Origin of the sequence: Nonomuraea rhodomycinica (assembly GCF_013363995.1) — a bacterium.
Lineage (GTDB): Bacteria > Actinomycetota > Actinomycetes > Streptosporangiales > Streptosporangiaceae > Nonomuraea > Nonomuraea rhodomycinica.
Genome location: NZ_JABWGO010000001.1, coordinates 1,360,628 through 1,382,285 on the forward strand (window position 1 = coordinate 1,360,628; position 21,658 = coordinate 1,382,285).

Annotated in this window: 17 protein-coding genes and 1 tRNA gene; 8 read left to right on the top strand and 10 right to left on the bottom strand. The window is 71.6% G+C overall.

Annotated features, from left to right (window positions below; genetic code table 11):
* Nucleotides 1–10: 10 nt before the first annotated feature.
* From HT134_RS06305 to HT134_RS06320, 4 genes are all read left to right on the top strand, one after another.
* The gene (locus tag HT134_RS06305) at nucleotides 11–997 is read left to right on the top strand and encodes a branched-chain amino acid ABC transporter permease (RefSeq protein ID WP_175599236.1); all 987 of its coding nucleotides are present in this window, start codon (nucleotides 11–13) and stop codon (nucleotides 995–997) included.
* Entirely contained in the window at nucleotides 987–1,940 is a 954-nt protein-coding gene (locus HT134_RS06310) for an ABC transporter ATP-binding protein (protein ID WP_175599237.1), read from the top strand. The genes HT134_RS06305 and HT134_RS06310 overlap by 11 nt, the downstream gene beginning before the upstream one ends.
* Entirely contained in the window at nucleotides 1,937–2,812 is an 876-nt protein-coding gene (locus HT134_RS06315) for an ABC transporter ATP-binding protein (RefSeq protein ID WP_376768069.1), read from the top strand. The genes HT134_RS06310 and HT134_RS06315 overlap by 4 nt, the downstream gene beginning before the upstream one ends.
* An 83-nt stretch (nucleotides 2,813–2,895) precedes the next feature.
* Nucleotides 2,896–3,306 carry a hypothetical protein gene (locus HT134_RS06320; protein ID WP_175599238.1) on the top strand — a complete coding sequence of 137 codons (411 nt, stop codon included), beginning with the start codon at nucleotides 2,896–2,898 and terminating at the stop codon, nucleotides 3,304–3,306.
* Nucleotides 3,307–3,441: 135 nt separating this feature from the next.
* Here HT134_RS06320 and HT134_RS06325 read toward each other — a convergent pair whose 3' ends face one another.
* Nucleotides 3,442–4,737, bottom strand: coding sequence for an ABC transporter substrate-binding protein (locus HT134_RS06325; RefSeq protein WP_175599239.1), 1,296 nt, complete (start codon nucleotides 4,735–4,737; stop codon nucleotides 3,442–3,444).
* Between the two features lie 371 nt (nucleotides 4,738–5,108).
* On the opposite strand from HT134_RS06325, the gene HT134_RS06330 reads away from it, so the two are divergent.
* Nucleotides 5,109–5,774, top strand: a complete 666-nt coding sequence (locus tag HT134_RS06330) for a hypothetical protein (protein ID WP_175599240.1) — start codon at nucleotides 5,109–5,111, stop codon at nucleotides 5,772–5,774.
* Nucleotides 5,775–5,862: 88 nt separating this feature from the next.
* On the opposite strand, the gene HT134_RS06335 is transcribed toward HT134_RS06330, so the two are convergent.
* Entirely contained in the window at nucleotides 5,863–6,447 is a 585-nt protein-coding gene (locus HT134_RS06335; RefSeq protein WP_312887997.1) for an ANTAR domain-containing response regulator, read from the bottom strand.
* Between the two features lie 115 nt (nucleotides 6,448–6,562).
* On the opposite strand from HT134_RS06335, the gene HT134_RS06340 reads away from it, so the two are divergent.
* From HT134_RS06340 to dapD, 3 genes are all read left to right on the top strand, one after another.
* A tRNA-Leu gene (locus HT134_RS06340) sits at nucleotides 6,563–6,636 on the top strand.
* A 591-nt stretch (nucleotides 6,637–7,227) separates the two neighbouring features.
* On the top strand, nucleotides 7,228–7,647 hold the full coding sequence (locus HT134_RS06345; protein ID WP_175599241.1) for a pyridoxamine 5'-phosphate oxidase family protein: 420 nt from the start codon (nucleotides 7,228–7,230) through the stop codon (nucleotides 7,645–7,647).
* A gap of 15 nt (nucleotides 7,648–7,662) precedes the next feature.
* The gene (gene dapD / locus HT134_RS06350) at nucleotides 7,663–8,625 is read left to right on the top strand and encodes a 2,3,4,5-tetrahydropyridine-2,6-dicarboxylate N-succinyltransferase (protein ID WP_312887998.1); all 963 of its coding nucleotides are present in this window, start codon (nucleotides 7,663–7,665) and stop codon (nucleotides 8,623–8,625) included.
* 70 nt (nucleotides 8,626–8,695) lie between these two features.
* Here the strand turns inward: dapD and HT134_RS06355 are convergent, their stop codons facing one another.
* The 8 genes from HT134_RS06355 to gltB all read right to left on the bottom strand — a co-directional run bounded on the left by HT134_RS06355 (nucleotide 8,696) and on the right by gltB (nucleotide 21,644).
* Nucleotides 8,696–9,964, bottom strand: coding sequence for a globin domain-containing protein (locus HT134_RS06355; RefSeq protein WP_175599243.1), 1,269 nt, complete (start codon nucleotides 9,962–9,964; stop codon nucleotides 8,696–8,698).
* A 114-nt stretch (nucleotides 9,965–10,078) separates the two neighbouring features.
* Complete coding sequence (locus tag HT134_RS06360; protein ID WP_175599244.1) at nucleotides 10,079–10,558, bottom strand: RrF2 family transcriptional regulator; 480 nt, start codon at nucleotides 10,556–10,558, stop codon at nucleotides 10,079–10,081.
* A 110-nt stretch (nucleotides 10,559–10,668) separates the two neighbouring features.
* Nucleotides 10,669–12,099 carry a pyruvate kinase gene (pyk, locus tag HT134_RS06365; RefSeq protein WP_175599245.1) on the bottom strand — a complete coding sequence of 477 codons (1,431 nt, stop codon included), beginning with the start codon at nucleotides 12,097–12,099 and terminating at the stop codon, nucleotides 10,669–10,671.
* Nucleotides 12,100–12,134: 35 nt separating this feature from the next.
* Nucleotides 12,135–12,482: a DUF2784 domain-containing protein gene (locus HT134_RS06370; RefSeq protein WP_217707637.1), complete on the bottom strand. Its 348-nt coding sequence runs from the start codon at nucleotides 12,480–12,482 to the stop codon at nucleotides 12,135–12,137.
* Nucleotides 12,482–14,206: a S8 family peptidase gene (locus HT134_RS06375; RefSeq protein WP_175599247.1), complete on the bottom strand. Its 1,725-nt coding sequence runs from the start codon at nucleotides 14,204–14,206 to the stop codon at nucleotides 12,482–12,484. Before HT134_RS06375 ends, HT134_RS06370 begins: the two co-directional genes overlap by 1 nt.
* Nucleotides 14,207–14,270: 64 nt before the next feature.
* Nucleotides 14,271–15,494, bottom strand: a complete 1,224-nt coding sequence (locus HT134_RS47550; RefSeq protein WP_175599248.1) for a cytochrome P450 — start codon at nucleotides 15,492–15,494, stop codon at nucleotides 14,271–14,273.
* A gap of 148 nt (nucleotides 15,495–15,642) precedes the next feature.
* Nucleotides 15,643–17,121 (bottom strand): glutamate synthase subunit beta, encoded by a 1,479-nt coding sequence (locus tag HT134_RS06385; RefSeq protein WP_175599249.1) that lies wholly within the window; start codon nucleotides 17,119–17,121, stop codon nucleotides 15,643–15,645.
* A 14-nt stretch (nucleotides 17,122–17,135) separates the two neighbouring features.
* Nucleotides 17,136–21,644 (bottom strand): glutamate synthase large subunit, encoded by a 4,509-nt coding sequence (gene gltB, locus HT134_RS06390; RefSeq protein WP_175599250.1) that lies wholly within the window; start codon nucleotides 21,642–21,644, stop codon nucleotides 17,136–17,138.
* Nucleotides 21,645–21,658 lie beyond the last annotated feature (14 nt).

The window sequence follows — 21,658 nt, forward strand, 5'->3', positions numbered from 1 at the left end:
GGGGGGAACCATGGACTGGGTAACAATCATCTCCACCACCGTCAAGGCCGCCGTCGGCGTCGAGACGGTGCTCTACGCGCTCGCCGCCATCGGCATCAACGTCCACTTCGGCTACACGGGCCTGCTGAACTTCGGCCAGGCGGCGTTCATGGCCGTGGCCGGCTACGGCCTCGCGGTCACCGTCACCGTCCTCGGGCTGCCGTTCTGGATCGGCATCGGCGTCGGCCTGCTGGCCGCCGTGCTGCTGGCGGTCGTCCTGGGCATCCCGACCCTGCGCCTGCGTGCCGACTACCTGGCCATCGTCACGATCGCCGCGGCCGAGATCATCCGGCTCATCTTCCGGTCGGTGGCCTTCAAGGACGTCTTCGGCGGCTCCGACGGCCAGCGCGGCTTCTCCGAGGGCTTCTACGCGCTCAACCCCTTCCCGGAGGGCGACTACGGCTTCGGCTGGTTCACCTTCAACAACCGGGTCACCTGGGTGCTGTTCGTGGGCTGGCTCCTCATCGCCCTGTCGTGCCTCATCGTGTACCTGCTGATGAAGAGCCCGTGGGGCCGCGTGCTCAAGGCCATCCGCGAGGACGAGGACGCGGTGCGCGCCCTCGGCAAGAACGTCTTCTCGTACAAGATGCAGTCGCTCATCCTCGGCGGCGTCATCGGCGCGCTCGGCGGTTTCATCTACGGCCTGGCCTTCGCCTCGGTCCAGCCGGACATCTTCGGCACCGAGACCACCTTCTTCGCGTACACGATCGTCATCCTCGGCGGCGCGGCCCGCGTGCTCGGCCCCGTCGTCGGCTCGATGATCTTCTGGGTGCTGCTGGTCCTGGTCAACGGCATCCTGAGCGGCGCGGTCGAGGCCGGCTACCTGCCCTTCATGGCGCCCACCCAGGTGGGCCCGGTGCGCTTCCTCCTGGTCGGCATCGGACTCATCCTCTTGCTCGTCTACCGGCCACAGGGCATCTTCGGTGACAAGAGGGAGATTGCAATCGATGCACGCTGACAGCACCAACACCGTGACGGCGACGACCGAGCGCAAGGCCGCGGCCGTGGCCGCGTTCAAGGACCTCGCCCGCGACCCCGGCGTGCCCAAGCCCGACCCGATCCTCGTGGTGGACAAGGTGGTGCGCCGCTTCGGCGGCCTGACCGCCGTCGAGGTGGAGCACGTCGAGATCCAGCGCGGCTCCATCACCGCGCTGATCGGCCCGAACGGCGCCGGCAAGACGACCTTCTTCAACCAGCTCACCGGCTTCGACACCGCCGACTCCGGCGAGTGGACGTTCAACGGCCGCCCGATGAACGGCGTGCCCGCCCACAAGGTGGCCCGCGCCGGCATGGTCCGCACCTTCCAGCTCACCAAGGCGCTGTCGCGGCTGACCGTCATGGAGAACATGCGTCTCGGCGCCCAGCGGCAGAAGGGCGAGAGCTTCTTCCGGGCGCTCCTGCCGAACCTGTGGCGCGGCCAGGAGGACGAGATCACCGAGCGGGCCGAGGACCTGCTGACCAGGTTCAAGCTCGCCGCCAAGCGCGACGACTTCGCCGGGGCCCTGTCGGGCGGCCAGCGCAAGCTGCTGGAGATGGCCCGCGCGCTCATGGTCCAGCCCGAGCTGGTCATGCTCGACGAGCCCATGGCCGGCGTCAACCCGGCCCTGACCCAGTCGCTGCTCGGCCACGTGAAGGACCTGCGCGAGCAGGGTATGACCGTGCTGTTCGTCGAGCACGACATGGACATGGTCCGCGACATCAGCGACTGGGTCATCGTCATGGCCCAGGGCGCGGTGATCGCCGAGGGGCCGCCGGACACCATCATGTCCGACCCACGCGTCATCGACGCCTACCTGGGCGCGCACCACGACGCGCCGCTGTCGGAGACGGAGCTGCAGGAGCAGCTTCACGAGGCGGAGGCGGAGCTCGAGGCGGAGATCGAGGAGGAGACTCAGAAGTGAACACCGTCCCCGAGTCCTCGAAGGCCGAGCAGCCCGCTCAGGAGGGCGCCGAGGCCCCCGAGACTCCTTCTGCGACGACCGCGACCGCCGAGGCGCCCGCGACGTCCCAGCAGGCCGTCACGGACCGCACCGCGCATCTGGAGGGCGCGCAGAGCGCCCTGCTGCGCTGCGACGAGCTGATCGCCGGCTACCTGCCCGGCGTCAACATCCTCAACGGCTCCGACCTGTACGTCGGCGAGGGCGAGCTGATCGGCATCATCGGCCCCAACGGCGCCGGCAAGTCGACGCTGCTCAAGGCCATGTTCGGGCTCGTCACCATCCGCAGCGGCACGGTGAAGCTCAAGGGTGAGGACATCACCAACATGAAGGCGCACCAGCTGGTCTCGCGCGGCGTGGGCTACGTCCCGCAGACCAACAACGTCTTCCCGAGCCTCACCATCGAGGAGAACCTCGAGATGGGCGCCTTCCAGGTGCCCGGCAAGTTCAAGGAGCGCTTCGAGTTCGTCGCCGAGCTGTTCCCCGCGCTCAAGGAGCGGCGCAAGCAGCGCGCCGGCTCCCTGTCGGGCGGCGAGCGGCAGATGGTGGCCATGGCCCGCGCGCTCATGACCGAGCCGTCGGTGCTGCTGCTCGACGAGCCGTCGGCCGGCCTGTCGCCCAAGCTGCAGGACCTCGTGTTCATCCAGGCCCAGCAGATCAACAAGGCCGGCGTCACGGTCATCATGGTCGAGCAGAACGCCCGGCGCTGCCTGCAGATCTGCCACCGCGGCTACGTCCTCGACCAGGGCCGCAACGCCTACACCGGCACCGGCCGGCAGCTCGCCAACGACCCCAAGGTGATCGAGCTGTACCTCGGCACCCTGGCCAAGGCGTGACAGTCGCGTAAGCGACATAACGGTTCTCGCACAACGGCGGAGGGGCTCCCCACGGGGGCTCCTCCGCCGTTTCAATGACGGGTGTGAGACGAATCGTGGTGACCACGCTGCTCGTGCCGCTCCTGTCGATCCTCGCCGCCTGCCAGAACACGCCCGCCGCCACGGCCGGCAGGTACAGCACGGGCGGGGACCCCACCGACGATCCGTGCGCCCGGGTCGTCTCCGCCATCGGGTACGCCGACCTCCTGCTGAGGCCCAGAGGGCAGGAGGACGAGCAGTACTTCGAGGACGCCGTGCTGGGGCGCCTGGCCGAGGCCCGGGGCATCACGCTGCAGTACGGCCCCGCCCTGCCCGGCTCGCTGGCGCCTGCCGTGAAGGACGTCGAGGCCGCGACGGCGGGGCTGTCCCGCGCCGACGTGCCGCGCGCCCGGCAGGTGGAGCTGCTGAAGAGGTACCGCGCCGCGGCGGACCGGATCAGGGCCGGCTGCGCCTGACCCCGGCGGACGGCCGGGGGTTCCGGACGACGGCGGACGGCCGGGGGTTCCGGACGACGGCGGAGAGCCCGCGGAAGACGGCGAAGGGGCCCGGTCCGCGCGGACCGGGCCCCTTCGAAGGCTTCGCGCGAGCGGTCAGCCGGCGATGTTGCCGGTGCGGTACTCGAGCGCCTTGGTGGCGTACTTGTTGTCGTCGCCGTACTGGTAGATGCCGATCGTGGCGACGGCCGGGTCACCGGCGTCGTTGAACTCGACCGGGCCGCTGACGCCCTCGTAGTCGATGTCCTTGCCGGCCTTCAGCAGCTCCACGCACGACTTGAAGTCGTTGCACTTCTCGCCGCCCTTGCTGACCTCGGCCAGCTTCTTGGCGATGTCGGTGCCGGCGTCGCTCTTGGCGGCCTCGGCGGCCAGCGCGAGCAGGTTGGTCGCGTCGTACGACTCGGGCCCGTAGCTGAAGTCCTGCAGCTTCGGGTTGGTGGCCATGAGCTTCTTCTGGAACTCCTCCGGAGCCGCCGCGCCCGGGATGGTGCCCTTGACTCCCTTGAGGGTGCCCTTGGGCATCTTCACGTAGTTCGTGTTGGAGGTGTTGCCGTCGACCATGTACCACTTGTGCTTGCTGGCCGGCATGCCCTGCTTGACCAGCTCCTGCACGACCTTCGAGGTCTCCTCGAAGCCGATGAGGACGATGGCCTTCGGGTTCTTGGCCTTGATCTTCGCCACGTCGGCGGAGAAGTCGGCGGCCTTCGGGTCGTAGTCGACCCGCTCGACGACCTGGCCGCCGGAGTCGGTGATGGTCTTGGAGACCTGGTCGGCCAGGCCGGTGCCGTAGGAGTCCTGCATCGCGAGGATGCCGACCGTGTCGTTGCCGTCGGCCACCACGAGGTCGCCCAGCACGCGGCCCTGCAGCTTGTCCGGCGGGGACGTGCGGAAGTACAGGCCCTTGTCCTCGATCGTGGTGAACTTGTCGGAGGTGTTGGCGGGCGAGAACTGGATCACACCGGCACCGGTGATCTTGTCGATCACCGACTCCGACACCGAGGACGACGCCGCGCCGATGATGGCGTCGGCCTTCTGCGCGAGCAGCTTGTCGACCGACTGCGACGCGATGTTGGTGGTCGTGTCACCCGAGTCGGTGTCGTACTTGACAACGGGCTTGCCGAGCACGCCGCCGGCCTCGTTGATCTCCTTGAGCGCAGCGTCCACACCCGCGATCTCGGGCGGGCCGAGGAAGGCCAGCGAGCCCGTCTGCGGCAGTAGCGTGCCAAGCGTGAGCGTGCCGTCACCCTTAGCCGCGGGGGCCGCGGAAGACGGCGCCGCCGCGGACTCGGACGGCTGAGTGGCGGTGTCGCTGCCACCACCGCAAGCCGTAAGAGCGAGGCTGGCGGCAGCGGCGACTGCCAGCGCCCGCCCCACGGGAGCAATGCGGACCATGAAGTGTCTCCTTCATCTCCAGGCCGGGATCGGTCAGCACCGCCGACGTTCCCGATCGAATGACGGAAACGTACAAAACCGCCATGGCCTGGAACCAGATGCCGTCCTGAACTGTCGGCACTTGGATGCGGAGTCGTAACCAGTCCTCAACTTACGAGAGCCGCTCAAGGTTGCCTAATGTGCGTGCCGTGAAGCACATTAGGGTCCCCCTGGTCATGGTGGTTATGCTGTCGGGTTGCGGTGGCCCCGGCAGACCGGCCGAACCCTCGTCACGCCCACCCTACGGGGTGTCCGTCTCGCTGGCCCAATGGCGCTCCGACGAGCCCGCGCACGCCATCGAGGTCGCTGTCCGCAATACCACGGACACTCCTGTGCATTTCGCCGATGTCCAGCTGATCTCGCCGTCATTCAAAACCCTTCCACCGGAAAGCAAGGACTCCACCATCGGGCGGACCGAGCGCACCGATCTCCGCATTCCCTACGGCGAGGCGAACTGCTCGCCCCAGGGACTGCCGGAGGTGCGGCCCGCCACGGTCGCGGCCCGCGTCCGCGTCGGCTCCGAGCCGCTGCGCAGGGTCGTCTTCCCGGTGCCGCACCCGGACCCGTTGCTGGCCCGGCTGCTGCACGACGAGTGCTCGGCGTTCCTCGTCAAGCAGGCGGCCGACATCTCCTTCGGCCCGGACTGGAAGCGCGACGGCGATCTGATGCGCGCGACCCTCGTGCTGACCAGGCGCGGGGCGGGCCGGGTGGCGGTCGGCTCGGTGGACGGCACGACGCACTACATCGTGACGCCCGCCCGCGGGGCCAAGCCCCTGGTGGTCCTGGAGGCGGGGGCCGCGCGGGCCGAGGCGCCGATCGCGCTCTCCCCCGGCCGCTGCGACCCGCACGCGTTCGCCGAGGCCAAGAAGGCGTTCCTGTTCCCCGTGCGCGCCTCGGTGGACGGCGGCGAGGAGCGCGTGGTCATCGTGCAGCCGCCGGCCGCCCGGCAGAAGGAGCTGATCGACTACGCGCTGGAGGTGTGCGGCCTGAAGAAGTGAGCCCCGGGGCCGCGCACCGGCTCAGGCGGGCGCCGCGGTCTCCCGGACAGGGCGTCGCGGCCTGTCAGGTGCGGGGCGCCGCGGCCTGTCAGTCGCGGGGCGCCGCGTCGTCGATGACGATCTGCGCGACCTCGCGCATGCTCAGCCGGCGGTCCATGGACGCCTTCTGGATCCACCGGAACGCCTGCGGCTCGGTCCACCCGTGGGCCGCCATGAGCAGCCCCTTGGCGCGCTCGACCAGCTTGCGGGTCTCCAGCCGCTCGGACAGGCTGGACACCTCCGCGCTCAGCGCCACCATCTCCTCGTGCCGGCTGACGGCCATCTCGATGGCGGGCACGAGGTCGGCCTTGGTGAACGGCTTGACGAGGTAGGCCATGGCCCCCGCGTCCCTGGCCCGCTCGACCAGGTCGCGCTGGGAGAAGGCGGTCAGGATGAGGCACGGCGCGATCCGGTCGGCCACGATCCGCTCGGCGGCGGAGATGCCGTCGAGGACGGGCATCTTGACGTCGAGGATCACGAGGTCGGGCTTGAGCTCGGCGGCCAGCCTGATGGCCTGCTCACCGTCACCGGCCTCCCCGACGACGACGTAGCCGTCCTCCTCGAGCATCTCCTTGAGATCGAGGCGGATCAGCGCCTCGTCTTCCGCGATCACCACTCGCCGCTGCGTACTCACGAGCAGAAGAGTACAGATGTCCGCTAGATTAGAGCCACGTCGGTGCTGGCCGGCCGCCGAGTTGGGCTACGCTTTGGCCGTGCGAGACTGTTGATCCGGGCTTTTCCGGGTCTTTGCCTCGGTATCCCAATTGGCAGAGGAAGCGGATTCAAAACCCGCGCAGTGTGGGTTCGAGTCCCACCCGAGGCACCTGACGAACCGCTCGGCGCGACCGCCGGGCGGTTCGGTCGTCTTCAGGGCGCCCGATCACCGCAGCACGGACCGCGTCATCGGGGCACAGGGCCCGCCATCGGGGCACGGGGCCGGTCTCGCCGAAGCAGCCGCCGTTCGGGCCGTCCGCAGGAAGTGCGGTCAGGCGCTCACGGCGATCCGGGGCCGTTCGCCGCCGTGCGGGCGATGTTCGTCGCGAGGCGGCGGGAGAGGTCCGTGGCGCACGGCCCGTGGCGTCGCGGCGTTGACCGAGATCCCCTCCTCCCGCAACTCCTTGGCGTGCTGCGCGATGAGCACGTCGGGTGCCGCCTTCGACGCCGGGCAGCCGGTCGCGGGAGGCGCCGGCCCGGACCGGGCGCGTGGACCACAGGCGCGGCGCCCCGGTCGAGGTCGGCAGTGCGCGGAGGAGCCGCCAGTCGGGAGCACGGCCCATGCCCGGCCGGCAGGGTGGGATCGCCCCAAGTTTCGGTAAAACCTCCTTGGGACGTCCCGATATGGGGCTATTGCGGCATGTGTGACAGGCGTAGGGAATGTCGCCGGCGGTGATGTATCCCGGCAGGAGGTGGGACGATGGCGCTGAGCGAGGCCGAGCGGCAGGCGTTCCTGGCCGGCGCGCACATCGCGGCGCTGTCGGTCGAGGCCGGGACGCGGCGGGCGCCGCTGGTCGTGCCCGTCTGGTACGCCTACAGCCCCGGCGGCGAGGTGTCCCTGCTCACCGGCGGCGACTCGCACAAGGCCAGGCTGATCGGCAAGGCGGGCCGCTTCTCGCTGCTCGTCCAGCGGTCCAGCCCGACCTACCGGTACGTGTCGGTCGAGGGCCCCGTCGTCGGGTCCAGCCCCAGCACGCCGGAGGACCTCACGCTGATCGCGGCCCGGTACCTGGCGGCCGACGCGCTGCCCGGCTACGTGGGCGGCTCCGACACGCGGGCGCTGGTGACGTTCCGGATGCGGCCCGAGCACTGGCTCTCCGCCGACCTCGGCGCCGTGTGACGGTATTTTGTGCCCGTGACTGCTATCGACCCCACCGTGACCGGCGCGTACGGCATCGGCCTGGCCACCGTCGCCGCCGACGGCACCGTTCTCGACACCTGGTTCCCGGCCCCCGAGCTGGGCGAGCCGCCCGCGGCCGGCACCGAGCGGCTCGACGCCGCCGAGGCCGGCGACCTCGCCTCCCTGGTCGGGCCCGACCCGCTGCGGGGCGTGGAGGTGGTGGCGGTGCGCACCGGCATCGCCAAGCTCTCCGAGCCGCCCGCGGACGCCCATGACGCCTACCTCAGGCTGCACCTGCTGTCGGCCCGCCTGGTCAGGCCGCACGGACTGAACCTGGACGGGTTGTTCGGCGTGCTGGCGAACGTGGCCTGGACCAACCACGGGCCGTGCGCGGTCGAGGGCTTCGAGCAGACGCGGCTGCGGCTGCGGGCCAGGGGCCCGGTCACGGTGTACGGGGTGGACAAGTTCCCGCGGATGGTCGACTACGTGCTCCCGGCGGGCGTCCGCATCGCCGACGCCGACCGGGTGCGGCTCGGCGCGCACCTGGCCAGCGGCACGACCGTGATGCACGAGGGCTTCGTGAACTTCAACGCCGGCACGCTGGGCGCCTCGATGGTGGAGGGCCGCATCTCGGCCGGCGTGGTCGTGGGCGACGGCTCGGACGTGGGCGGCGGCGCGTCCATCATGGGCACGCTCTCGGGCGGCGGCAAGGAGGTCATCTCCATCGGCGAGCGCTGCCTGCTGGGCGCCAACGCCGGGGTGGGCATCTCGCTGGGCGACGACTGCGTGGTGGAGGCCGGTCTGTACGTGACGGCCGGCACCAAGGTGGGCCTGCCCGACGGGCGCGTGGTCAAGGCCAGGGAGCTGTCCGGGAGCAACGGCCTGCTGCTGCGCAGGAACTCGCGGACGGGCGCGGTCGAGGCGGTGCCGCGCACGGGCCAGGGCATCGAGCTGAACGCGGCCCTGCACCAGAACTGACGCGGCCGCCCGCCGGCGCGCGGACGGCCGGGCCTCCGGAGGGGCCCGGCCGTCCGCCTCGAACCCGCGCTCAGGCGGCCGCCAGCCACAGGTCGGGGCCGAAGACCTCGTAGTGGACGTCACGGGGCGCGACGCCGGCCGCGACGAGCTGGGCGCGGGCATCGCGCATGAACGGCAGCGGCCCGCACAGGTAGGCGACGGCCCCCTCGGGGATCTCGACGCCGGTCAGGTCCATCCGCCCGGCCCGCACGCCCTCCCCGGCGCCTCCGGCGCCGTCCGCGCCGTCAGCACGGCCGGCCTCGCCCGCGCCGCCGTCCGCCGGGTTCTCGTACCAGAAGACGCGCTCGCCCGCGGGCAGCTCGTCCGCCAGGCGCGCCATCTCGGAGCGCAGCGCGTGGGCGGGCTCCGAGGTGTCGGCGTGCAGGACGAGGACGCGGCGGCCGGAACGGGCGCCCGCCAGCGCCTCCAGCATCGCGACGATGGGCGTGCACCCGATGCCGGCCGACACCAGGACCAGCGGCGCGTCCTCCCGCCCCGGCGCGCCCCCGTCGCCGGGGAGCGTCACGTCGCCGAACGGGGCGGACAGCGTCAGCTCGTCACCCGGCCTGACCGTGGCGTGCAGCAGCGTGGACACCTCGCCCTCGGGCAGCTCTCCCGCGCGCACCCGCTTGACGGTGATCCGGCGCAGCCCGTCCGCGCCGCACCCCGACAGCGTGTACTGGCGCGACTGCCGGACGCCGTCGGGCATCGTCACCCGGACGCTGACGTACTGCCCCGGCAGGGCCGGCGGGACGGGTCCGCCGTCGGCCGGGCGCAGCAGCAGCGACATCACGTCGGCCGTCTCCTCGCGCCGCTCGACGACCCGCCAGCGCCGCCAGGTCACGCCGCCGCTCGCGCCGGCCGCGGCGTAGAGCCGGGACTCCATGGCGATCAGCGCGCCGGCCATCAGCCAGTAGACCTCGTCCCAGGCCGCGGCCACCTCGGGCGTCACCGCGTCGCCGAGCACCTCGGCGATGGCGCCGAAGAGGTACTTGTGGACGATGACGTACTGGTCGTCGGTGACGCCGAGCGCGGCGTGCTTGTGGGCGACGCGCGCGAGCAGCGCGTCCGGCCGCTCGTCGGGGCGCTCCAGGAGCATCCCGGCGAAGGCCGCGATGGAGCCGGCCAGCGCCCTGCGCTGCTCGCCGCTGCGCTGGTTGCCGCGGTTGAACAGCCCGTCGAGCAGCTCCGGACGCTCGGCGAACATGGTCGCGTAGAACCGTTCGGTGATCGTGTCGAGGGACGCGCCGACGACGGGGAGCGTGGCACGGATGATCGCGGCGGTTTCCGCGGAAAGCATGGGGGACCTCCGGCTCCGGGCAGCACAGGACCGACCCGAGAAATAATTGGTATCTGAGATTCATATTAAGGGGCCGGGGTGGTGGTCCCTCCGGCGGGACCGCCGGAACGCGTGTCAGAGGGCCGGAGCCGCCTGCGCGGGGTCCGGGGCGCCGGGGACGGCGGGCACGGTGAGGGACAGCAGGGCCGGTCCGGTCGGGGACTCCACCAGCGAGGCGACCGTGACGCCGTCGAGCGAGGCGTAGAAGGCCTCCTGGGCCTGGCGCAGGGCCGTGCGCAGGCGGCAGGCGGCGCGCAGCGGGCACGGCGGGGTGTCCTCGCACCCGACGACGTCCCCGGCGGTCTCCAGGGCCCGGACGATCGCGCCCACCGACGCGCGCCGCCCCTTCTCGGTGAGCTGGAGGCCGCCGCCCCTCCCCCGCCGGGCCTCGACCAGCCCGAGCTCGCTCAGCCGCGCCACGGCCTTGGCGGCGTGGGCGTACGGGACGGCCAGCAGGCCCGCCACGGCGCGGGTGGTCATCAGCTCCTCGTGGCGGGCCACGGCCAGCCGCATGACGATGCGCAGGGAGATGTCGGTGAAGGCGGTCAGCCGCATACCCCTACCGTAGGCGCACCGCGGCACCGCCCGGGCGCCCCGGGACTGTCGCCCTCGTGACGGCGGGGCGGCCCGGCCAGGAGGCGGGCCGCCCCGGCAGCGCCGGGCGCTCAGCTGGCGTGGGAGACCGCGGAGCCGATGGTGTGGACGCGCAGGGCGTTGGTGGAGCCGGGCGTGCCGGGAGGGGAGCCGGCGACGATGACGACCTTGTCGCCCTTCTCCAGCCGGCCCAGCGACAGCAGCGACGCCTCGACCTGCCGCACCATGTCGTCGGTGTGGTGGACGAACGGCACGTGGAACGTCTCCACGCCCCACGTCAGCGAGAGCTGGCCGCGCACGTGCGGCGCCGAGGTGAAGGCCAGCAGCGGGATCGGCGAGCGGTAGCGGGCCAGGCGGCGGGCCGTCTCGCCGGACATGGTGAACGCCACCAGGGCCTTGGCCCCGACGATGGCGCCGACCTCGGCCGCGGCCCGGGCGATGGCGCCGCCGGTGGTCTCGGGCATGCGCTCCAGGGTGTGGGTGGCGTGCAGCGAGTGCTTCTCGGCGGCGCACGCGATGCGGTCCATGGTGGACACGGCCTCGATCGGGTAGCTGCCGACCGAGGTCTCGCCGGAGAGCATGACCGCGTCGGCGCCGTCCATGACCGCGTAGGCGACGTCGGACGCCTCGGCGCGGGTGGGGCGCGGCGCGCTCATCATCGAGTCGAGCATCTGGGTGGCGACGATGACCGGGCGGGCCTTCTCGCGGCACAGCTCGATGATGCGGCGCTGCACGATCGGCACCTGCTCCAGCGGCAGCTCCACGCCGAGGTCGCCGCGGGCGACCATGATGCCGTCGAACGCCTCGACGATCTCGGGCAGGCGGTTGACGGCCTGCGGCTTCTCGATCTTGGCGAGCAGGGGCAGGCGGACGGCCTCCTGCTCCATGATGTTGCGCACCACGTCGGCGTCGGAGGGGCGGCGGACGAACGACAGGGCGATCATGTCGAAGCCCGTGCGCAGCGCCCAGCGCAGGTCGGCCTCGTCCTTGTCGGTGAGCGCGGGCGCGCTGACGTTGACGCCCGGCAGGTTGAGGCCCTTGTTGTCGGAGATCATGCCGCCGATGACCACGCGGGTGATCACCCGGTCGCCGTCGACGCGGGTGACCTCCAGCACGAGGCGGCCGTCGTCGACGAGGATCGTGTCGCCGGGGCGCACGTCGCCCGGCAGCCCCTTGTACGTCGTGGAGACCTGGTCGCGGTCGCCCGGCACGTCCTCGGTGGTGATGGTGAAGACGTCGCCGAAGCCGAGCCGGACCGGGCCCTCCTCGAACTTGCCGACCCGGATCTTGGGGCCCTGCAGGTCGGCGAGCACGCCTACGCCGCGGCCGAGGTCGGCCGCCACCTCCCTGACCCGGTCGTAGATCTCCCGGTGCACCTCGTGGGTGCCGTGGCTGAGGTTGAACCGGGCCACGTCCATGCCGGCGGAGATCAGCTCGCGCAGGCGTTCGGGGGACGATGTGGCGGGGCCTAGGGTGCAGACGATTTTCGCGCGACGAGTCACGAGTCCTACCTTAATTGGTACAGACCACTTGGCAGTCATGGACGACGGAGAAGGTAGCCGCCGTAGCTCACCGCGATCACGGCCGCGATGGCCGCGCGCGCCACGTCGGTGTACTGCTCCGGGTAGACGACTCCCTCGATGTAGTGGTCGATGAAGCCGCTGGGAGGCAGAGCCGGCAGGCCGGCTCCGCGGCGGCCCCAGTCTTCCAGGACCGTCAGCGGGCAGTCGACGCCCGCGACGACGGACAGCAGTGCCCAGCATACGACGGCCACGTGCGCCCAGATCGTCCGCCTCCACCTCCAGGCGAGGAAGCCGCCCACGGCGAGGTAGGCGAGGAAGGCGAAGTGCACCACCATCGCCAGGTCCGCGACCAGGCGATACATCACCTCTTCACGGTAACCGCCCGCAGCGCGTCCACGACGCCGTGGCCGTAGAAGCCGTTCTTGGACTCGCCGCCCTCGCAGGTCTGCGTCTCGCTCTCGCCGTACACCTTGTAGACGTACGCGCGGGGCCGCGGGCACGCCTTGTGCCGGGCAGTGCCGTAGAGCAGCCGCTGCGTCTCGGCGGGGTCGAGCTGGAGGCCGCCCTTGCCGGGCTTGCCGAAGCGGCTGACGAGCAGGGCCGCGACGCCGGTGGCGTGGGGCGCGGCCATGGAGGTGCCCTCCATGTACTGGTAGTACGAGCAGGCGCCCTTGGAGCAGTCGCGGACCACCTCGGCGGACTTGGGCTTGCCCGAGCCGTCGAGCTTGCCGGCGGCGCGCAGCGCCGACTCCGGGGCGGCGGCCAGGATGCCGCGGGTGGCGGAGGTGCCCTTGCCGTCGAGGGTGTCGCCGCCGGGCGCCGCCAGGTCCGTCTGCTCGGTCCCGTAGTCGCTGTAGATGGCCTTGCGCCCGGACGGGCCGACGGAGGAGATCGAGATGACGCCCTTGGACTCGGCGGGCACGTTGAGGCAGGAGTTGTCGACCTTGCGGATCTTCTCGTCGCCGCGCGGGTAGCCGGGGCTGTCCTTGTCCAGCTTGGGCTTGCCGAGGTCGGTGGCGCCATTGCCGAGGGCGGAGATCAGCGTGACGCCCTTCTTGCGGGCGTAGTCGAGGGCGCGCTGCATGCCGGTGACGACGGCGCGCTGCTCCAGTTGCTCCTTCTTGCTGTCGGCCTTGTTGTGGGCGCAGTTGAACAGCCACGGGTCCACGTAGTAGCTCATGTTGACGACGTCCACGCCGATGTCCCCGGCGTAGGTGAGCGCGTCGAGGCTGGCCTTGAGGAAGAAGTACCCGGAGTCCTGGCCGGCCCGGATGTTGACCAGGCTGACGCCGGGGGCGACGCCGGCGACGCCGATGCCGTTGATCGGCGAGCCGATGGTGCTGGCCACGTGGGTGCCGTGGCCGTCGTCGTCGCGGTCGGCGGGGTCCTTGCAGCCGCTGACCTCGCAGGGGCCGTCGAGGGTGTCGCCGTTCCCGTCCTTGGGACGGTCGGTGACGAAGTTGCGGCTGAGGGCGCGGTCGAAGTTCGGGGCGATGTCGGGGTGGGTGCCGTCGACGCCGGTGTCGATGATGCCGACGAGCACCTTCCTGGTGCCGTTCGTCTTGGCGTGCGCCTTGTCGGCGCCGATCATCCGCATGTCCCACTGGCGGGAGGCCAGCGGTTCGCCGGAGGAGTCGCCGGCCGCGATCGACGGCCCGTCGGGGAAGGCCCGCGGGCCGAGGCGGCTCGCGCCGCCCGCGGAGGCGGCGGGAGCGGTGAGGGCGGCCCCGGGGTCGGACAGGGCGGAGGGGAAGCCGCGCCAGGAGGCGCCGGTGGACGAGGCGTAGCCGATGGCCCGGTCGGTGGACACGCCGACGACGGCCGGGTCGTCGCCCAGAGCGCCGACGAAGGCGTCACCCCCGCCCTCGGCGATCAGGTAGCCGAGCCTGGGGTCGCCCCCGACGGCCTTGCCGCCCGCGCGGTCCACGGCGGAGCGGGCGTCCCTCTGGTGCCCACCGGCGTAGAAGACGAGGTAGGAGGCCATCGGCGCGGCGGCGGTGGCGGCGGTGGGCGCGCCGGCGGGCGCACAGGCGGCGATCGCGGCCGCCGTGGTGAGCGCCGTGAGGCCAGCGACAAGTCCCCGCATATTTCCCCCATTCGCCCGCATACGCAGATTTTGCATCCTTCCGGCACACGGCGCGGGATGCAACTCATCCGCCGACGGGCGCCGAGGGGGTGAAGCGCACGGGCATCGACTCGTAACCGGAGATGAAGTTGGCCGGACGGCTCGCCGGCTCCCCCGCGCCGACGGGCTCCATGTCGGGCATCCGCCGCAGCAGCCGCTCGACCATGGTCCGGACCTCCAGCCGGGCCAGGCTGTTGCCCAGGCAGAAGTGGCTGCCGAAGCCGAAGGCGATGTGGTCGTTGGGGGTGCGGGCCACGTCGAAGCGGTACGGGTCGGCGAACACCGACGCGTCGCGGTTGGCCGACGGGTAGAGCAGCAGGACCTGCTCACCCGCGCGCAGGCGCTGCCCGCCCAGCTCGGTGTCCGCGACGACGGTGCGGTTCATGTTCTTGATCGGCGAGACCCAGCGCAGCATCTCCTCCACCGCCGCCGGGATCCGGTCCGGGTCCTCGGCCAGGGCGCGCCGCTGGTCGGGGTGGACGAGGAGCTGGTACACGCCTCCCGAAAGGACGTGGCGGGTGGTCTCGTCGCCGCCGATGAGGATGAGCAGGCACTCGTACAGCAGCGAGTCGCGGTCCAGGCGGTCGCCGTCCACCTCCGCGTGCACGAGCGTGCTGATGAGGTCGTCGCGGGGGCAGCCGCGCCGGTCGTCGATCACCCGGGTCGCGTACGCCTCGTACTGCTCGAACGCCTCGCCGGCCCGGACGAGCAGCTCGCTGTCGGCCTGCCCGACCAGGCCGCGCAGCATGTCGTCGGACCAGCGCATCAGCGCGTCGCGGTCCTCGGGCGCCACGCCGAGGGCGTCGCCGATGACGATCAGCGGGAGCGGCGCGGCGATGTCCCAGACGAAGTCGCACTCCCCGCGCTCGCACACCCGGTCGAGGATCTGGTCGCACAGCCGCCGGATCCGCTCGGCCTGGGCGGCCACGCGGCGGGGCGTGAAGCCCCGGCTGACGAGCCGGCGGCGCAGCAGGTGCGCGGGGTCGTCCATGTCGATCATCATGGGGAGGGGGCCGGAGTCCGGCCGGATGCCCTGGGCGTTGGAGAACGCGCGGGGGTTCAGCGAGACCCGGCGGACGTCGCGGTAGGACGCGACGCCCCACACGTTCCCGTCCCAGTAGACCGGGGCGTTCTCCCGCAGCCAGCGCAGCTCCTCGTGCGGGTCGCGGCCCCAGAAGGCGCCGCTGGTGAGATCGATGGCGTCGTTGACCGGATGGTCGACGACGTGCCTGACCGGGTGATCCGTCACCGCTCGTCCTTTCGCCGGTGCCCGTGCGACACCACTCAACCAACCAAGCGATAGGTTGACAAGACCTGGCGGTGACGAGGGCCCGACAAACGAGGAGCGCCCGCCCGGAACAGGTTCCGGGCGGGCGCTCCTCGTGCGGGGCGGCGCGTCAGACGAGCGGGCGCGCCGTCGGCAGGATCGGGTACGGCAGCGCCGTCTCGCCCGTCAGGTACCGGTCGACGCCGGAGGCGGCGGCCCGGCCCTCGGCGATGGCCCAGACGATGAGCGACTGGCCGCGGCCCATGTCGCCCGCCACGAAGACGCCGTCCACCTTCGACATGTACGTCTTGTCGCGCGTGACGTTGCCCCTGGCGTCGTAGAAGCCGTCGCCGGCGACCTCGGCGAGGTCCTCCAGCAGGGCGCCCTTCTCCGGGCCCACGAAGCCCATGGAGAGGGTGACCAGCTCGGCCGGGATCTCCCGCTCGGTGCCGGGGATCGGCCGGAAGCCGTTCTGCGGGCCCTCGACCTCGACCAGGCGCAGCGCCCGGACGTTGCCGGCCTCGTCGCCCACGAACTCGGTGGTGGAGACGGCGTAGACACGGTCGCCGCCGCCCTCCGCCAGCTCCTCGTGCGCGCTCTCCATCTTGAACAGGATGGGGAACGTCGGCCACGGCTGGCTGCCCGGCCGCGCCGCCGGCGGCCTCGGCATGATCTCCAGCTGGGTGACCGAGAGCGCGCCCTGGCGGATGGCGGTGCCGATGCAGTCGGCGCCGGTGTCGCCGCCGCCGATGACGACGACGTGCTTGCCCTCGGCCGTGATGGGCGACTCGGCCAAGTCGCCCTCCTGCACCTTGTTGGACAGCGGCAGGTACTCCATCGCCTGGTGGACGCCGTTCAGGTCGCGGCCCGGGACGGGCAGGTCGCGCCACTGGGTGGCGCCGCCCGACAGCACGACCGCGTCGAACTGCTCGCGGAGCTCGGCGGCCGTGACGTCCACGCCGACGTTGACGCCGGTGCGGAACTCGGTGCCCTCGGCCCGCATCTGGGCGAGGCGGCGGTCGATGTGCCGCTTCTCCATCTTGAACTCGGGGATGCCGTAGCGCAGCAGGCCGCCGATGCGGTCGGCCCGCTCGAAGACCACCACGTCATGCCCGGCCCGGGTGAGCTGCTGGGCGGCGGCCAGCCCGGCGGGGCCGGAGCCGACCACGGCGACGCGCTTGCCGGTCTTGCGGGCCGGCGGCTGGGGCGTCACCCAGCCCTCGGCGAACGCCCGGTCGATGATCTCGACCTCGACCCGCTTGATCGCCACCGGGTCGGAGTTGATGCCGAGCACGCACGCCGCCTCGCACGGGGCGGGGCAGAGCCGGCCGGTGAACTCCGGGAAGTTGTTGGTGGCGTGCAGCCGCTCGATCGCCTCGCGCCAGTCGGTGCGGTAGACGAGGTCGTTCCACTCGGGGATGAGGTTGCCGAGCGGGCAGCCGTTGTGGCAGAACGGGATGCCGCAGTCCATGCAGCGGGCCGCCTGCTTCGTCAGCTTGTCCTGCGGGAAGTCCTGGTAGACCTCCTGCCAGTCGCTGATGCGGACGTCCACGGGGCGGCGCGCCGGCAGCTCGCGGTCGTACGTGAGAAACCCCTTGGGGTCGGCCATCGGTTACGCCTCCCTTAACCCTGCACCGCGGCGGACATGACCGCCTCGTCGACGTCGCGGCCCTCGATGCGGGCGGCCTCGGCCGCGCGCAGGACCCTCTTGTAGTCGGTCGGCATGACCTTGCCGAACCGGCCGAGCGCGGAGCCCCAGTCGGCGAGCAGCTCCTTGGCCGCCGGCGAGCCGGTCTCGGCGAAGTGCTTCTCGACCGTCTCGCGCAGGAACTCGGCGTCCTCCTCGGTGAGCTCCTCGATGGCCACCATCTCGCGGTTGACCCGCTCGGGCCGCAGGTCCAGCAGGTAGGCGACGCCGCCGGACATGCCGGCCGCGAAGTTGCGGCCGGTGGGCCCGAGGACGACGGCCCGGCCGCCGGTCATGTACTCGCAGCCGTGGTCGCCGACGCCCTCGACGACCGCGGTGGCGCCGGAGTTGCGCACGCAGAACCGCTCGCCGACGACGCCGCGGACGAACACCTCGCCGGAGGTCGCGCCGTACAGGGCGACGTTGCCGGCGATGATGTGGCCGTCGAGCGGCGCCTCGTCGTGCGGGCGGACCGTGAGGCGGCCGCCGGACAGGCCCTTGCCGAGGTAGTCGTTGGCGTCGCCGGACAGCCGCAGCGTGACGCCGCGGGGCACGAAGGCGCCGAACGAGTTGCCGGCCGAGCCGGTGAACGAGATGTCGATCGTGTTGTCGGGCAGGCCGGCTCCGCCGTACCGCTTGGTCACCTGGTGGCCGAGCATGGTGCCGACCGTGCGGTTGACGTTGCGGATGGGCAGTTCCAGCGTGACCGGGGTGCCGTGCTCCAGCGCGCCCTCGGCGAGCTGGATGAGCGTGTTGTCCAGGGCGTGCCGCAGCCCGTGGTCCTGCTCGGCCGTGCGCCGCAGCGGGGTGCCCTCGGGCAGCTCGGGCCGGTGCAGGATCGGCGACAGGTCGAGCCCGCTCGCCTTCCAGTGGTTCTCGGCCGCCGACACGTCGAGCAGCTCGACGTGGCCGATGGCCTCGTCCAGGGAGCGGAAGCCCAGCTCGGCGAGGTACTCGCGGATCTCCTCGGCGATGAACTCGAAGAAGTTCACCACGAACTCGGGCTTGCCGCTGAAGCGCTTGCGCAGCTCGGGGTTCTGCGTGGCGACGCCCACGGGGCAGGTGTCGAGGTGGCAGACCCGCATCATCACGCAGCCGGACACCACGAGCGGAGCGGTGGCGAAGCCGTACTCCTCGGCGCCGAGCAGGGCGGCGATGACGACGTCGCGGCCGGTCTTGAGCTGGCCGTCGACCTGCACGACGATGCGGTCGCGCAGCCCGTTGAGCAGCAGCGTCTGCTGGGTCTCGGCTAGGCCGAGCTCCCAGGGGGCGCCCGCGTGCTTGAGCGAGGTCAGCGGGGAGGCGCCGGTGCCGCCGTCGTGGCCGGAGATGAGCACCACGTCGGCGTGGGCCTTGGACACGCCCGCCGCGACCGTGCCGACCCCGACCTCGGCGACGAGCTTGACGTGCACGCGCGCCTCGGGGTTGGAGTTCTTCAGGTCGTGGATGAGCTGGGCGAGGTCCTCGATCGAGTAGATGTCGTGGTGCGGCGGCGGCGAGATGAGGCCGACGCCGGGCGTGGAGTGCCGGGTCTTGGCCACCCACGGGTAGACCTTGTGGCCGGGAAGCTGGCCGCCCTCGCCGGGCTTGGCGCCCTGGGCCATCTTGATCTGCAGGTCGGCGGCGTTGACGAGGTACTCGCTGGTGACGCCGAAGCGGCCGGAGGCCACCTGCTTGATGGCCGACCTGCGCTCGGGGTCGTACAGGCGCTCGGGGTCCTCGCCGCCCTCGCCGGTGTTGGACTTGCCGCCCAGGCGGTTCATCGCGATGGCGAGCGTCTCGTGCGCCTCGCGCGAGATCGAGCCGTACGACATCGCGCCGGTGGAGAACCGCTTGACGATCTCGGAGACCGGCTCGACCTCCTCGATGGGGATCGGCGTCCGGTCCGACTTGAACCTGAACAGGCCGCGCAGGGTCATCAGCCGTTCGGACTGGGAGTCCACCAGGTCGGTGTACTCCTTGAAGATCTCGTAGCGGCGGGTCCTGGTGGCGTGCTGGAGCTTGAAGACCGTCTCGGGGTTGAACAGGTGCGGCTCGCCCTCGCGCCGCCACTGGTACTCGCCGCCGATCTGGAGGCTGCGGTGCGCGTTGGGCACGCGCGGGTAGGCGTGGCGGTGCCGCTCGGCGACCTCGCGGGCCAGCACGTCGAAGCCGACGCCGCCGAGCCGGGAGGTGGTGCCGGTGAAGCAGGAGTCGATGACCTCCTGGCTCAGGCCGAGCGCCTCGAAGATCTGCGCGCCGGTGTAGGAGGCCACGGTGGACACGCCCATCTTGGACATGACCTTGATGACGCCCTTGCCGTACGCCTTGATGAGGTTGCGGACGGCCTTGCGCCGGTCGCCCGGGATCACGCCGGTCTCGACGAGGTCCTCGACGGTCTCGATCGCGAGGTACGGGTTGACCGCGCCGGCGCCGTAGCCGATGAGCAGCGCCATGTGGTGGCACTCGCGGGCCTCGCCGGTCTCGATGACCAGGCCGATCTTGGTGCGGGTCTTCTCCTGGATCAGGTGGTGGTGGACCGCGCCGGTCAGCAGCAGCGACGGGATCGGGGCGAGCTCGGCGGAGGAGCCGCGGTCGGACAGCACGATGATCCGCGCGCCGTCCGCGATCGCCTCGGACACCTCGGCGCGGATCTCCTCCAGGCGGTGGAGCAGCGCCTCGCCGCCGCCCGAGACCTGGTAGAGGCCGGAGACGACGTGCGGGTGGAAGCCGGGCAGGTCGCCCTCGTCGTTGATGTGGATGATCTTCGCGAGCTCGTCGTTGTCGATCACCGGGTACGGCAGGACGAGCTGGCGGCAGGAGGTGGGGCCGGGGTCGAGCAGGTTGCCCTCGGGGCCGAGAACGCTGGCCAGCGAGGTGACCAGCTCCTCGCGGATGGCGTCCAGCGGCGGGTTGGTGACCTGGGCGAAGAGCTGCGTGAAGTAGTCGAACAGCAGCCGCGGCTTCTCGCTGAGCACGGCGACGGGCGTGTCGGTGCCCATCGAGCCGATCGGCTCGGCGCCGGTCCTGGCCATCGGGCTCAGGATGATCCGCAGCTCCTCCTCGGTGTAGCCGAAGGTCTGCTGGCGCTTGATCAGCGCCTCGTGGGTGGGGATCTCCCGCTGGCGGGCGGGCAGCTCCTCGAAGCGGACCAGGCCGGCGTGCAGCCAGTCCTCGTACGGCAGCTCGGCGGCGAGCTCGGCCTTGATCTCGTCGTCCTCGATGATCTTGCCGCGGGCGGTGTCGATGAGGAACATCCGGCCGGGCTGCAGGCGGCCCTTGCGGACCACGTCGCCGGGGGCGAAGTCGAGCACGCCCGCCTCGGAGGCCAGCACGACGAGGCCGTCGGCGGTGACCCAGAAGCGGCCGGGGCGCAGGCCGTTGCGGTCGAGGACGGCGCCGGCCAGCGTGCCGTCGGTGAAGGTGATCGAGGCGGGGCCGTCCCACGCCTCCATCATCGAGGAGTGGAACTCGTAGAAGGCCCGGCGGGCCGGGTCCATCTCGGTGTGGTTCTCCCACGCCTCGGGGATCATCATGAGCACCGCGTGCGGCAGGCTCCGGCCGCCGATGTGCAGCAGCTCCAGGGCCTCGTCGAAGCTGGCGGTGTCGCTGCCGTCCGGGTCGCAGATCGGGAAGAGCCGCGAGATGTCGCCCGGGATGTGGGCGGAGGCCAGCATCGCCTCGCGGGCGCGCATCCAGTTGCGGTTGCCCTTGACCGTGTTGATCTCGCCGTTGTGGGCGATGTAGCGGTAGGGGTGGGCCAGCGGCCAGCTCGGGAAGGTGTTGGTGGAGAAGCGGGAGTGGACCAGCGCGATGGCCGTCTCGTACCGCTCGTCGCTCAGGTCGGGGAAGAACGGCTCGACCTGCTCCGGGGTGAGCATGCCCTTGTAGACGATCGTCCGGGCGCTCAGCGAGGGGAAGTAGACGCGGGCCTCGTGCTCGGCGCGCTTGCGCAGGCAGAAGGCCAGCCGGTCGAGCTCGATGCCCGACTCGCCGGCCGGGCCGGCGACGAACAGCTGCGCGAAGTGCGGCATGACCGCCCGCGCGCTGGGCCCCGGCAGGGCCCGGTCGACCGGCACCTCGCGCCAGCCGAGCACGGTCAGGCGCTCCTCGGCCGCGATCTCCTCGATCAGCCGCACGGCGGCGGCGCGCTCCTCCTCGCCGGCCGGCAGGAACGCCATGCCGGCGGCGTAGCGCCCGGCCTCGGGCAGCTCGAAGGGCACGTTCGCGCGCAGGAAGGCGTCGGGGATCTGCGTGAGGATGCCGGCTCCGTCACCGGTGTCCGGCTCGCTACCCTTGGCCCCCCTGTGGTCGAGATTGAGCAGGGCCGTCAGCGCCTTCACCACGATCCCGTGCCCACGGCGGCCGGCGACGTCGGCCACCATGGCCACACCGCAGGCGTCATGCTCGTTGGCGGGGTGGTAGAGGCCCTGGGGCTCGGGGAACCCGAGGCGGGCAGCAGGCATTGAATCCCTCCCGT

Excerpts from the sequence above, each read along its gene's own strand:
- HT134_RS06355 (WP_175599243.1), bottom strand. The coding sequence starts at position 9,964 with ATGCTTTCCGCGGAAACCGCCGCGATCATCCGTGCCACGCTCCCCGTC.
- HT134_RS06310 (WP_175599237.1), top strand. The coding sequence starts at position 987 with ATGCACGCTGACAGCACCAACACCGTGACGGCGACGACCGAGCGCAAG.
- HT134_RS06360 (WP_175599244.1), bottom strand. The coding sequence starts at position 10,558 with ATGCGGCTGACCGCCTTCACCGACATCTCCCTGCGCATCGTCATGCGG.
- HT134_RS06325 (WP_175599239.1), bottom strand. The coding sequence starts at position 4,737 with ATGGTCCGCATTGCTCCCGTGGGGCGGGCGCTGGCAGTCGCCGCTGCC.
- HT134_RS06385 (WP_175599249.1), bottom strand. The coding sequence starts at position 17,121 with ATGGCCGACCCCAAGGGGTTTCTCACGTACGACCGCGAGCTGCCGGCG.
- HT134_RS06345 (WP_175599241.1), top strand. The coding sequence starts at position 7,228 with ATGGCGCTGAGCGAGGCCGAGCGGCAGGCGTTCCTGGCCGGCGCGCAC.
- gltB (WP_175599250.1), bottom strand. The coding sequence starts at position 21,644 with ATGCCTGCTGCCCGCCTCGGGTTCCCCGAGCCCCAGGGCCTCTACCAC.
- HT134_RS06305 (WP_175599236.1), top strand. The coding sequence starts at position 11 with ATGGACTGGGTAACAATCATCTCCACCACCGTCAAGGCCGCCGTCGGC.
- HT134_RS06370 (WP_217707637.1), bottom strand. The coding sequence starts at position 12,482 with ATGTATCGCCTGGTCGCGGACCTGGCGATGGTGGTGCACTTCGCCTTC.
- HT134_RS06375 (WP_175599247.1), bottom strand. The coding sequence starts at position 14,206 with ATGCGGGGACTTGTCGCTGGCCTCACGGCGCTCACCACGGCGGCCGCG.